This is a genomic window from Bacteroidales bacterium (assembly GCA_013141385.1).
Taxonomy (GTDB): Bacteria; Bacteroidota; Bacteroidia; order Bacteroidales; family Tenuifilaceae; genus UBA8529.
The window spans coordinates 290,101-302,643 of record JABFRB010000019.1 but is presented as its reverse complement, the minus strand read 5'-3'; the positions used below and the strand labels follow the sequence as shown (position 1 = coordinate 302,643).

Sequence of the window (12,543 nt, the reverse complement as noted above, 5' to 3'; positions counted from 1 at the left end):
GTTATGAAGAAGTTGATTTTTACAATTGCAGTAACATTAGTCGCCTTGTCCGTTGCCGTTGTTTTTTTCTTTTTTTGGTTGCAAAACAAGAGGGAAACCCCCTCGGAGGCAATTCTTGCCGTTCCAACTGACGCCTCTTTTGTCTTAAAGGTTAATGATTATCATCGTTTTTCGGGAAATTTACAAACAAACAATCATCTGTGGGAAACTATAAAGCGATTTACGCCTGTAGCAAAAGCGGATAGTACTATAGCCTTTATTGACAGCCTCTCTAATCGCTCATTACTTTTTAACCAGTTAGTTTCTGTAAATCCTGTTTACATTTCCGCCCATGTTCTTGGGGGGAATAATATTCACTTCTTTGCAACAGTTAAAATACCAAAAGGCTCTAGTAAAAAGGAGCTCCTTGACCTTGTGGAACAGTATATAACAAACAAATTTCGGATTGTAACACAAGAATATAACAAAATCAGCATTTCTACCATTCTTGATTCCAAACGTTCCACCGAACTATTTTACTTCAGTTTTTTTCGCGGTATAGTAATTTGTTCATCATCGATAAATTTGATTACGTCTTCGATTAACCAACTCGAAAAACAATCGTCTCTTTTAAACGATCCCGGATTCTTATCTATTTCACATACCGCTGGTACCAAGGTAGATGCAAATCTCTATGTAAACAATTCAAAGATTCCAGTTACATTTCGCAAATTTTTCAAACAACCTTATCTTTCAGGGATTAATACACTCATTGATATCGCACAGTGGAGTGAACTTGATGTTACCATAAAAGAAGATGCGTTTTTTCTCAATGGGTTCACTTTAACGGCAGACACATTAAATTCTTATCTCAAAGTTTTTGCCCATCAACGCCCTGTTGAGAATAAAATAGCCTCTATTCTTCCTTTAGAAACCGCAATGTTTATCTGTTTGGGAATATCGAATCTCGATCTTTTCCTTGAAGATTATAGACTTTACCTTGATCGCACGGATCGCATTCTTGAGTATACTTCTGCTCTAACAGATTGTAAAAAAAGTTTTGGAATTGATATTCATGAACTTTACCGTTCATACTTTAATAAAGAAATAGCGTTGTTTTTTTCCCCCTTCGATGGTGTCGACACTAAAGATTGTTGGTATGTTGCTGTAAAAAATAATGGCTCTAGCCAAACAAAACAATCCTTCAGCGAACGAATTGATTCATATGTTAAATTAAACAAACTGAAACGCTCTGATTTTAAAACCATTTTTAAGGTTGATAGTGATAAAAGTTACGAAATTTACAAACTCCCATTTAAGGGAATAAACCAACTTCTTTTGGGGAGCCTTTTCTCAGGTGTATCCGATGAGTATATTACCTTTATTGATGACTACGTTATCTTTGGATCATCCAAGGAATCTTTATCTAAAATTATCCTTTCAAATATTCACAATAAGCAGCTTCAACTGGATATATCTTTTCGCCAATTCAGTAATGTGCTAGCCGCTGAATCCAGTTTTTTCTTCTATCTAAATCCTCATAGAGGCGAAAAACTTTTTGAAAATCTTCTTGAAAATCAATACGCATCCTCACTATCCAACAACCACTCTTCCTTAAATAAAATTCAAGGGATCTCATTACAACTTAACGGTGGGAGCAGTATGATATTCAATAATATCAACTTCCAGTACTCACCATTTACATCTGAAGATCCTCAAACCTCTTGGGAAACGAGGCTTGATACAACCTTTTCGATGCGACCACAACTGGTAACCAACCATGTTACAAAAAGTCAGGAAATAATAGTTCAAGATAAAAAAAACAAACTCTATTTACTCAATGATGTTGGACGTATTCTTTGGACAAAGCAACTACCCGAACCAATTAATGGTGAAATTATGCAAGCGGATCTGTTTAGAAATGAAAAACTGCAATACGTTTTTAGTACAAAAAATTATATCTATGCCGTTGATCGAAGGGGGGATTTTGTTGATGGTTATCCAATAAAGTTATCGTCAAAAGCCACAAATCCTGTTTCGGTTTTTGATTACGATAATAGCCGTGACTATCGTTTATTTATTGCATGCAGCGATCATAAAATATACGCATTCAATTGTCAAGGAAAACCCCTTTCTGGTTGGTTTTTTGGAAAAACAGAAAAAATTGTAGGCGGTCAACTCCAACACTTTTGTGTGAACGGTAAGGATTATATTGTTTTTGCCGATGCAAACCGCCCATATATTGTTGATAGGAAGGGAGGTGCAAGGGTCTCTTTACCTCACTACTTTTCCAAATCCGTAAATAGCCAATTTATCCTCGACGAAAATTCCAAAAACCATTCTGTGAGGCTTATCACCACAGATTCTATCGGTCTTATCAAATTCATTTATTTTAATGGTAAAGTTGAAGAACTCGCAATTAAAGTCTTTTCATCAAAGCATGTTTTCAATTATCTGGATGTCGATTCTGATGGCGAAAAAGAGTTTGTTTTTTTAGATAACATGAGCCTTTATGTTTATAAAAAGAATAAAACTTTGCTCTTTTTATATAAGTTTGATGCCGAAATGATCTCTGAAATCTTGACCTGCAGGATCAATAATTTGGGTCTTAAACTTGGATTTATTTCCTTAAAGAACAATAAAATCTTTCTAGTTAATGGAAATGGCTCTTTATATGATGGTTTTCCTTTAAACGGATGCACTCTTTTTAGTGTTGGAAACAACCCCATTAAGGGTTCAAATTTTAACGTGATTACAGGATCTCCTTCGGGTATGTTGCTTAACTATTCTGTAAAATAATTAATTGTATATCAAATGCTTGGCTTTTTAAGATTTATACTGATTGTCTTTATAGTCATTACTGTATTAGGCTATATTTCTCGTTTTCTTTTGAAAATATTCCTCTTTCGTTTGGCAAAAAAGATGAATGTTCAGCAAGAAAAAGATAAAGGACAAAAGGTTGGGGATGCTTATATTAAAGGTAATCCAACTAAAGAAAAAGTTGTAGATAAAAATGTTGGGGATTATGTTGATTTCGAAGAAATTGATACAAAATAGTTTTTCAATTAATCATCAAATTATTATAAATAAAATAATTCTTTAAAAAATGGATGTTGTAGCAGGTATAGATATCGGAGGAACCAATACCGTGATTGGATTGGTTACAAATAATGGTGATTGTTTAATAGAATCATCAATATCAACAAAAAACCATAGGTTTTTTGAGGACTTTGTTAAGTCTATATTTCAAGAAATTGAAACCCTAATTAAAAAAACTGGGGAAAACCATACCCTGATAGGCATTGGCATTGGTGCCCCAAATGGTTCTTATAACCTTGGTGCTATTGTAGATGCTCCAAATTTAGAGTGGAAAGGCATACTGCCTCTATCTAAAGAACTCACAAAGTACACACCTGTTCCTACAATAGTAACCAACGATGCTAATGCCGCTGCTTTGGGTGAAATGTTTTTTGGTGGAGCCCGAAATATGAAAGATTTTATTGTCATTACTCTTGGAACTGGTTTGGGGAGCGGTATCGTTGCAAATGGCAAACTCATTGTTGGGCACGATGGCTTTGCCGGAGAACTTGGACATTTAACAGCCTTCCCCGATGGTCGCATATGTGGATGTGGAAACAAAGGATGCTTGGAAACTTACGCCTCTGCAACGGGAATAAGAAGAACTGTATTTATGCTATTGGCTGATAGCAATCAACCGAGTATCTTAAGAGGGGTGAGCTTTGAAAAACTAACTGCAAAAATGGTGTCGGATGCGGCAATTAGCGGCGATAAAATAGCTATTGAAGCATTTGAATTTACAGGCAAGGTTTTGGGCCTTAAACTCGCTGAGGCTGTTGCAATGTTCAGTCCTGAAGCCATTTTTGTTTTTGGCGGACTTGCAAAAGCAGGCGGCTTAATAATTGAACCCACAAAACGTTACATGGAAGAAAATCTATTTCCTGTTTTTAGAAATAAAGTAAAAATTATCCCTTCAGAACTTGAGGGTAAAAACGCTGCCGTTTTAGGTGCTGCTGCATTGATTTGGCAAAATGTTGGCTAAGCAATTACAAGTACTTTTTTGCTTGTATTTTGATGGCATTTTCTTGTATTTTGAATTATAGATATTAGGTGCTAACTTTATGCCTCATTTCAAAATAACTATAGCATGTTTGATAGTAAAATATATTCGGAAAGACGGTTAAAACTCCGTAAAAAGATTCGTTCGGGAATTATATTAATTCATGGCAATAATGAATCACCAATGAATTACCCAGCAAATCCCTATCATTACCGCCAAGATAGCAATTTTCTTTATTTCTTTGGTCTAAATCTACCCGGATTAGTGGGTGTTATTGATATTGAAGATGGCAAAGACTGTATTTATGGCAATAATGTAGATATAGATGATATTATTTGGATGGGCCCACAACCAACCATTAATGAATTAGCATCAAAAGTTGGTGTTTTATGTACTCACCCATTGAAAGATCTAGCAACAACGCTTCACCGTGCAATTAAACAAGGTCGTAGAATTTATTTTACTCCTCCTTATAGAGCAGAAAACATTCTCTCATTAGAACAACTGCTCGGTATCCATCCTTCATTGGTTCAAAAATATTCATCCGTTGAATTAGTAAATGCTATAGTTTCATTACGTTCTATAAAAGAACCATGCGAGATAGCCGAAATAGACTCCGCTTGTGATATTGGCTATAAAATGCATACCACCGCAATGAAAATGGCAAAAGTAGGAGAAAAGGAACTTAATATAGCAGGTACAATAGCCGGTATAGCAAATTGTTATGGATCTAGTCCTTCATTTCCAATTATACTTTCCCAAAACGGGGAAACACTTCACAATCACGACCATTCTCAGACCCTGAAAGAGGGTCGACTCCTTTTGTGTGATGCTGGTGCAGAGGCTGTTTCGAATTACGCATCAGATTTTACAAGAACAATACCTGTAGGAGGAAAATTCACTCAAAAACAAAAAGATATATACAATATAGTGCTAGCCGCAAACAATAAAGCAATTGAACTAGCAAAACCAGATATTCCTTATTTAAACATTCATTTAGAGGCTGCTAGAATAATAACATCAGGATTAATTCAACTTGGATTAATGAAGGGTGATATTAATGATGCCGTTACAAATGGAGCTCATGCATTATTTATGCCACACGGTCTTGGACATATGATGGGACTTGATGTTCATGATATGGAAGATCTTGGTGAAAATAATGTTGGCTATGACGATGAAATCTCTCGCTCCGACCAATTTGGAACAGCCTACCTTCGGTTGGGTAGAAAACTCCAACAAGGATTTGTGATCACCGTTGAACCTGGGATTTATTTTATCCCAGCACTGTTTGAAAAATGGAAGAATGAAAAGATAAATTCTTCGTTTATTAACTTTGATAAGGTTGCTGATTATATAGGTTTTGGTGGCATACGTCTTGAAGATGATATATTAATCACAGCAAAAGGTTGTCGTTTGCTAGGATCTAAACGTATCCCAATAACCATTGATGAGGTTGAAAAGGAATTTGCTGGTTAATTTTTTCTTATGCCAGAATTATAAAAAGGGGTGGTTCACCCCTTTTTTATTTATATATTAAAAGGCCTCACTTGCTGTAAAGTATAGTGCCGGTTTATTTTCTTGAGTAAAACCAACATCAAAACGGATATGAACATTTGCAGGGTTTACTCTTGCTCTTAAACCAAAACCATAAGTGTATTTGAATTTACTCAAATCAAAATCGTCAATATCGCTTGCAACATCCCCTGCAGAATAAAACATTGAACCTTTTAACCACTTGTAAATTGGAAAACGATATTCTACTTGTGCAGCAATTAAGTTATTATCGCGATATCTACCCTTATAATATCCTCTTAAAATCTCATTACCTCCTATTGATGGCAATAACTGAAACGGAGTGTTTCCCCAAGTAATATCTCCATAAATCTGAAGGCTAATCAGGTGGCTATACACAACTGGATAGTAATTTCTGAAATCTAACGTTAATCGGCTGTATTCCAATTGGCTTCCAAATATTTTGCTGTTAATAAGTAGAGACAATTTGTAAAACTCCCCTCGTGTTGGATAGAACAAATTATCCCGATTATCCCATGTTAGTAGAAATCCCAAACCAGAAGTAAAAAAAGTTTTTGTTCCAATTATGGTTTTATTAATAAGTTCTCCATTATTTTTGAAATCAGACGCTTGATAATAACCAAATTGTGCCTGTACTCCTGCCATAATTACATCAAACATCACTCGTTGACGTTGAAATAGAAGTGAAGCATCCTTTGAAATATAATTTTCCTCAAGCGAATCAGGAGTATTTCGACCTATACCAAAGAACTTATCGGGGTAATAATTGGCTTTAACATGCCCTGAATAGTAAAAATCCCTATCCTCAGTATAAAATTTAGGAAGTAAGGTTAAACTTACTTGATTCTTTAATGTATAAATCAATGTTCCCTGAATATTTGATGCTTTACTTGAGCCTTCGCTGGTAAAATAGTAGCCAGAAGTAATCCCCATGCCCCAATTCGTTTCATCACCATAAAACAGTATGGGCAAAGCAACTATGAAATTTTTGTTTGTATCCTTTAGGGGAATAGTATCTTTAGGCACTAATAAATTTGTTTCCGCTATTATGCCCTGTGAGCACAATAGAAAAATGACAACTAATGTCGAAGATATTTTCATCTTATACATGTAAAGGTATAGAAGCAAAGGTAGTGAGGTTAATGAGATTTGACTAAAATTATTTGATTATTCTGATGTCTTTAGATCCTTTTATGGTGGGATTTGACTGAACTTGTTCACATATTAATTTGTTTAATCGCTGTTAATAAGATTGTGTGTTTTGTATTAAAAATAAATTTGCTTTTAATTTCTCTGTAATCAGTTATACTTTTTTTTCAATCTTCAAAGAGATTTTAAGAAATTTTAAAAATATAGTACACACAACCTATTAACTCTTTTGAATATGTTAGTAACTCTAATTTTATACACTTTTACGATATTAACTAATTGTTAATAACTGTTGAATTCGATTGAATACCAGACACAAATTGTTTTTTACGCTGTTTAAAATTTGTTATCCGAATATTAATAGGCAATTTTGCAAGAACATTTAGATGTTTTTTTTAACCAAATTAACATCCTAACATCATCATCATAAATTAAATTTATAAGTTTAAAAATATGATTATAAATGTTAATACTGTTGATAAATTAGGTTTTATCGATTTAAACATCGATAGTAATTTAGATTTACCTTTCGAAATAAAGAGATTAAAGGAGGAAAAAAATGCAATTATTCTTGCTCATTACTATCAAACTTCAGAGATACAAGATGTCGCTGATTTTATAGGAGATAGTTTAGCATTATCAAAAAAAGCAGAGGATATTGAAGCGGATATAATTCTTTTTGCTGGTGTTAGTTTTATGGCTGAAACAGCAAAAATTTTGTCGCCAAATAAGAAAGTTTTAATACCCGATAGGAATGCAGGATGTAGTTTAGCCGATTCTTGTAAATACGATGATTTTAAAAACTTTATAAAAAAATATGAAGGATATAAGGTAATTACATATGTAAATACTACTGCAGAAATAAAAAGTATTTCAGATATTTGTTGTACTTCTTCAAATGCTGTAAAAATTATTAATAGCATTCCGAAAGAACAAGGAGTTATTTTTGCACCAGATAGAAATCTAGGAAATTATATTAAGAATATCACAGGAAGAGAGAATATGATTGTTTGGGATGGAGCATGTCATGTTCATGAAGAATTTGATTTAGAGGAGATATTAAGGATTAAAAGTAAATACCCTAAGGCAAAATTAATATCACATCCAGAATGTAAGCAACATATATTAGTTGTTTCCGATTTTATTGGATCTACATCAGATTTATTAAATTATACAATAAATGATAGTTCTAATGAATATATTGTTGCTACAGAACCCGGAATAATATATCAAATGAAGAAAGTTAATCCAGATAAGATTTTTATTTCGCCTCCACCAAAAGCAACGAATTGTGGGTGTAATGAATGTTCCTTTATGAAGTTAATCACCTTAAAAAAAATTTATTTAACTTTAAAATACGAATTACCAGAGGTTATTATGGATGATAATTTAATGAATTTAGCACGATTACCTATTAAAAGAATGTTGGAAATTTCGAAGTAGATATATGGAGAATGAATTTTTAAGAGGAAATAAAATAGATTCGGATAAGGATATTGAGCAGAAAATAAGGCCATTTGAATTTCAGGAATTTAGTGGACAAGAAGGTATAATAGATAATTTAAAGATTTTTGTAAAGGCAGCTAAGATGAGGAATGAAGCTTTGGATCATGTATTGCTTCATGGACCTCCTGGTTTAGGGAAAACAACTTTAGCAAATATCATTGCAAATGAATTAAATGTATCAATTAAATGTACATCTGGTCCAGTTTTAGAAAAACCCGGAGATTTAGCCGGAATATTAACAAACTTAGAGAAGTTTGATGTACTATTTATTGATGAGATTCATAGATTAAGCCCTATTGTTGAAGAGTATTTGTACTCTGCAATGGAAGATTACAAAATTGATATATTGATTGATAAGGGTGCTAGTGCACGGACTATACAAATTGAATTAAATCCTTTTACTTTAATTGGAGCTACAACTAGAAGTGGTTTGTTAACAAGCCCACTTAGGGCAAGATTTGGTATAAAATTACACTTGGAATATTATGATTCCGAAACGTTAAAAAGAATTCTTAAAAGATCTGCAAAAATTTTAAATATTGAAGTAAAAGATGACGCCACAACAGAAATTTCTTTAAGAAGTAGAGGCACCCCTCGAATCGCTAATTCCTTATTAAGACGGGTTAGAGACTTTGCTCAGGTAAAAGGGAATAATATTGTTGATAAAGAGATATCAAAGTATGCTTTGGATGCATTAAAGATTGATAAAAAGGGTTTAGATGAAATGGATAACAAGATATTGACCACGATAATTTATAAGTTTAATGGTGGACCAGTTGGATTAAATACTATTTCAACTGCTGTTGGAGAAGATTCAGGAACAATTGAAGAAGTTTACGAGCCATTTCTAATAAAAGAGGGCTTCATTAATAGAACTCCAAGAGGTAGAGAAGTTACAACCCTAGCTTACAAACATTTGGGTATTATTAAAGCAGAAGAACAAGGAAAACTTTTTTAGTAAGGATTCGAGATTTTGTTGAGTTCGGGTCTATTCAAAATTTTAATACGTTTGCCCGAAATAGAAATAATCTTGTCATTTTTGAGATCGGAAAGTAAACGAATAACAGATTCAGTGGCGGTTCCAACTATATTGGATAACTCTGCTCTGGTTAAGGAAATTGTAAGGAAACCTTCATTGTCCTTTCCAAATGTATCTTCAAGCATAATAAGAACTTCGGCTAAGCGTTCTCTAACAGTTTTTTGAGCAATATCTTTGATATAACTATTTGCTTGATTTAATTCCTTACAAGTAAGTTGCATTAATGATAGAGCAAAATCGGAGTTCTTTTTTACAAAAGAGAACATGATGCTTGAAGGTATAAAACAAATTGAAGCATCTTCAATAACTTCTGCTGTTGTACAGGCAGGTTCATTGCTAAGAACAGATCTATAACCAGTAATATCACCTTTTTGTGCAAAAGCAATAATTTGTTCTTTGCCATCAAAGCCAGTTTTGTAAATCTTTAGAATACCAGAATTGACACAATAGCACCCTGATATCCTATTACCTTCTCGGTAAAGAACATCACCCTTTTTATAGGAATTAATAGATTTATTTTTATCAATAAAATCTAAATCTTCTGAATTGAGGGAATTAAAGATGGATGATTCAGTACAAGAACAACCCTTACATAAATGAAAATTCTCTTCCATTGTGTTATTCATAATATTTAAGGTAAATATAACTTAAAGATCATTTTAAACTTGGTTAATTAAGAAAAAAATGAGTTATAAATAGTTCTTAAAATTATTTAAAAAACGAATATCATTTTCAAAGTATAATCTTAAGTCTTTAACTTGGTATTTAAGCATAGCTAGACGTTCAAGACCTATACCAAATGCATAGCCAGAATAAATTTTACTATCAATATTGTTTAATTCAAGCACCCTTGGATCAACCATACCACAACCAAGTACCTCTAACCAACCAGTATGTTTACAAACGGAACAACCTTTTCCGCCACAGAGTTTACATGTAATATCCATTTCTGCAGATGGTTCTGTAAATGGAAAGAAAGAGGGACGAAGGCGAATATTTGTGTCAGAACCAAATAATTCCCTAGAGAAAAACAGTAATGTTTGTTTTAAATCTGAAAATGAAACACCCTTGTCTATATATAAACCTTCAATTTGATGAAAAATACAATGTGCTCTTGCCGAAATTGCTTCGTTACGGAAAACACGTCCTGGACAAATTACACGTATTGGTAGTTTATCGTTTTCCATACTTCGAACTTGAACGGAGGACGTATGGGTTCTAAGAAGAATATCAGGATTTTTTTCGATAAAGAATGTGTCCTGCATATCTCGGGCAGGATGTTCTTTCGGAAAATTAAGAGCTGAGAAAACATGCCAATCATCCTCAATCTCTGGACCTTCGGATAATGAAAATCCTAATTTTTCAAAAATTGAATATAATTCATTCTTAATAAGAGATATTGGATGACGAGAACCCATGAAAAATGATTCTTGTTGAAGAGATAAATCAATTGAATTGTTTCTAATACTTTTGTCCTTGAAATTTAATTTAGAAGAATCAATTATTTCAACAACTTTATTTTTTAAAGTATTTATTACTTGGCCGAACTCCTTTTTCTCATCGGCTGGAATATCACGAAAATCTGAGAACAAAGAGGTTATTAAACCTTTTTTACCAAGCATTTTAATACGAAAAGCCTCAATTTCGTCTAAATTTGAAGGAGAAAAGGAGTTAATTTCCAGATCTATTTCTTGAATTTTTAGTTTCATTTAAATACTATTTTATTACAGAAGCACTAAATTTAATATCTTGTAAAGGTCTATCATTTTTATCAGTTTGAACGGATGAAAGTTCGTCAACAATATTTAAACCTTTAATTATTTCACCAAAAACAGTGTAGTTACCATCGAGATGTGGTATACCTCCAATTGTAGTATAAATTTTGCGTTGTTTGTCTGTAAATTTATACTTAGGATAATTTTCCCAAATAGAATCAATTGCCATACTAACATCCAATGAAATGGAAATAGTATCAATCATTTTTTGATTACTAAATGATGATATTTTTTCTTGAAGAAGTTTTTTATAAAGATTAGATTTATTTTTAGAGTCTCTTTTCTTTTCTAATTCATCTAGTTGAGAATTTGTATAAACTTTTCCTTTAACTAAATAGAATTGTGAACCGGAGGATTTTTTTTCGGGATTAATATCATCGCCATCTCGAGCCATACCAACAGCCCCTCTTTTATGAATTAAACTATCAATTATTTCATTATCAATTAAATAACCAGAATCGTTATTACCATAAAGTGAGTCTGGTTTAGCAGTTATAGTTGATGGATCTCCTCCTTGAACAACAAAATTGTCTATGATGCGATGAAAAATTTGATCATTAAAAAAATTTTCATTGGATAGTTTTAAGAAATTATCCCTATGTTTAGGTGTTTGGTTATAAAGCTTGACTTCAATTTCACCTTTATCTGTAATGATTTTTATGTAATGGGAATCATCTTTGGTAACTCTATTACAAAACGTAAAAACAGAGATAATTATAGAAAGAAAAATGAGTTTGCGAACCATAAAAACAGTTAGTTAAAGGTTTGATATTAAAATGATGCAAAAATACAGAACAGAAAATTATTTATACAATATTAATGCTTCTTTTACTAAATAAATAATTATTCATTAGATAAGAGAATAATTTAATTGTATAGAATAATTTCACTAATAATTTTTATTTATATTTTTTCAGTATATTTTTACCAAGATTAGAAATTACGTGGATGTACAATTCAAGCTACCCATATTTCTTTTATTTCTAAAAGCAAAGGGATTGGCTGTTGAGAAAATGTAAGATTATTTAATAAGAAAAAATGAAAGTTAATATAATAAATAAATCGAGACATGAAAATCCAACCTATTCAACGCAGTATAGTGCAGGATTGGATTTAAGAGCAGATTTAGTTGAATCAATAATATTAAGGCCCTTTGAAAGAGCATTGGTTAAGACAGGGTTGTTTATCGAGATTCCTATCGGATATGAAGCACAAGTACGCCCAAGAAGTGGATTAGCCTTAAAGAAGGGTCTTACAGTGCTAAATTCACCCGGAACAATTGATTCTGATTATAGGGGTGAAATAGGAGTAATATTGATAAATCTTAGTCAAGAAGAAGTGATAATTGAAGATGGAGAGCGTATTTGTCAGATGATATTTGCTAAATATGAACATGTAGAATTTATTAATGTTGATCATATTACAGAAACGAATAGAGGGGATGGTGGTTTTGGGCATACAGGTATTGGATAAATTCAGAA

At 32.6% G+C, this 12,543-nt stretch carries 11 protein-coding genes; 7 read left to right on the top strand and 4 right to left on the bottom strand.

Translation table 11 applies throughout. The features are described 5' to 3' along the window. Window positions 1-3 precede the first annotated feature (3 nt). From HOO91_12180 to HOO91_12165, 4 genes are all read left to right on the top strand, one after another. Window positions 4-2,778: a DUF3352 domain-containing protein gene (locus tag HOO91_12180; GenBank protein NOU18304.1), complete on the top strand. Its 2,775-nt coding sequence runs from the start codon at window positions 4-6 to the stop codon at window positions 2,776-2,778. A gap of 15 nt (window positions 2,779-2,793) precedes the next feature. Further along, a complete protein-coding gene (locus tag HOO91_12175; protein NOU18303.1) occupies window positions 2,794-3,036 on the top strand; it encodes a hypothetical protein in 243 nt (80 codons plus the stop codon). A 49-nt stretch (window positions 3,037-3,085) separates the two neighbouring features. Beyond that, complete coding sequence (locus HOO91_12170; GenBank protein NOU18302.1) at window positions 3,086-4,039, top strand: ROK family protein; 954 nt, start codon at window positions 3,086-3,088, stop codon at window positions 4,037-4,039. Window positions 4,040-4,144: 105 nt separating this feature from the next. Continuing rightward, on the top strand, window positions 4,145-5,536 hold the full coding sequence (locus HOO91_12165) for an aminopeptidase P family protein (protein NOU18301.1): 1,392 nt from the start codon (window positions 4,145-4,147) through the stop codon (window positions 5,534-5,536). A gap of 57 nt (window positions 5,537-5,593) precedes the next feature. Here the strand turns inward: HOO91_12165 and HOO91_12160 are convergent, their stop codons facing one another. Continuing rightward, the gene (locus HOO91_12160; GenBank protein ID NOU18300.1) at window positions 5,594-6,694 is read right to left on the bottom strand and encodes a BamA/TamA family outer membrane protein; all 1,101 of its coding nucleotides are present in this window, start codon (window positions 6,692-6,694) and stop codon (window positions 5,594-5,596) included. A 501-nt stretch (window positions 6,695-7,195) separates the two neighbouring features. Here HOO91_12160 and nadA point away from each other — a divergent pair. Next, window positions 7,196-8,185, top strand: coding sequence for a quinolinate synthase NadA (gene nadA / locus HOO91_12155; protein ID NOU18299.1), 990 nt, complete (start codon window positions 7,196-7,198; stop codon window positions 8,183-8,185). A 4-nt stretch (window positions 8,186-8,189) separates the two neighbouring features. Next, the gene (gene ruvB / locus HOO91_12150) at window positions 8,190-9,206 is read left to right on the top strand and encodes a Holliday junction branch migration DNA helicase RuvB (GenBank protein ID NOU18298.1); all 1,017 of its coding nucleotides are present in this window, start codon (window positions 8,190-8,192) and stop codon (window positions 9,204-9,206) included. Here the strand turns inward: ruvB and HOO91_12145 are convergent. The 3 genes from HOO91_12145 to HOO91_12135 all read right to left on the bottom strand — a co-directional run bounded on the left by HOO91_12145 (window position 9,203) and on the right by HOO91_12135 (window position 11,807). Further along, on the bottom strand, window positions 9,203-9,901 hold the full coding sequence (locus HOO91_12145; GenBank protein ID NOU18297.1) for a Crp/Fnr family transcriptional regulator: 699 nt from the start codon (window positions 9,899-9,901) through the stop codon (window positions 9,203-9,205). The two genes, ruvB and HOO91_12145, sit on opposite strands and share 4 nt — an antisense overlap. A gap of 75 nt (window positions 9,902-9,976) precedes the next feature. Further along, window positions 9,977-10,996 carry a phenylalanine--tRNA ligase subunit alpha gene (pheS, locus tag HOO91_12140; GenBank protein ID NOU18296.1) on the bottom strand — a complete coding sequence of 340 codons (1,020 nt, stop codon included), beginning with the start codon at window positions 10,994-10,996 and terminating at the stop codon, window positions 9,977-9,979. 7 nt (window positions 10,997-11,003) lie between these two features. After that, window positions 11,004-11,807, bottom strand: a complete 804-nt coding sequence (locus tag HOO91_12135) for a peptidylprolyl isomerase (GenBank protein NOU18295.1) — start codon at window positions 11,805-11,807, stop codon at window positions 11,004-11,006. Between the two features lie 293 nt (window positions 11,808-12,100). Between HOO91_12135 and dut the strand changes: the two genes are divergently transcribed. Next, window positions 12,101-12,535 (top strand): dUTP diphosphatase, encoded by a 435-nt coding sequence (gene dut, locus HOO91_12130; protein NOU18294.1) that lies wholly within the window; start codon window positions 12,101-12,103, stop codon window positions 12,533-12,535. The last annotated feature ends 8 nt before the right edge of the window (window positions 12,536-12,543 follow it).

What these genes read in the sequence shown, in the direction of transcription:
- HOO91_12175 (NOU18303.1), top strand. Translation starts at nt 2,794, where the DNA reads ATGCTTGGCTTTTTAAGATTTATACTGATTGTCTTTATAGTCATTACT.
- HOO91_12160 (NOU18300.1), bottom strand. Translation starts at nt 6,694, where the DNA reads ATGAAAATATCTTCGACATTAGTTGTCATTTTTCTATTGTGCTCACAG.
- dut (NOU18294.1), top strand. Translation starts at nt 12,101, where the DNA reads ATGAAAGTTAATATAATAAATAAATCGAGACATGAAAATCCAACCTAT.
- ruvB (NOU18298.1), top strand. Translation starts at nt 8,190, where the DNA reads ATGGAGAATGAATTTTTAAGAGGAAATAAAATAGATTCGGATAAGGAT.
- HOO91_12165 (NOU18301.1), top strand. Translation starts at nt 4,145, where the DNA reads ATGTTTGATAGTAAAATATATTCGGAAAGACGGTTAAAACTCCGTAAA.
- nadA (NOU18299.1), top strand. Translation starts at nt 7,196, where the DNA reads ATGATTATAAATGTTAATACTGTTGATAAATTAGGTTTTATCGATTTA.
- HOO91_12145 (NOU18297.1), bottom strand. Translation starts at nt 9,901, where the DNA reads ATGGAAGAGAATTTTCATTTATGTAAGGGTTGTTCTTGTACTGAATCA.
- HOO91_12170 (NOU18302.1), top strand. Translation starts at nt 3,086, where the DNA reads ATGGATGTTGTAGCAGGTATAGATATCGGAGGAACCAATACCGTGATT.
- pheS (NOU18296.1), bottom strand. Translation starts at nt 10,996, where the DNA reads ATGAAACTAAAAATTCAAGAAATAGATCTGGAAATTAACTCCTTTTCT.
- HOO91_12135 (NOU18295.1), bottom strand. Translation starts at nt 11,807, where the DNA reads ATGGTTCGCAAACTCATTTTTCTTTCTATAATTATCTCTGTTTTTACG.
- HOO91_12180 (NOU18304.1), top strand. Translation starts at nt 4, where the DNA reads ATGAAGAAGTTGATTTTTACAATTGCAGTAACATTAGTCGCCTTGTCC.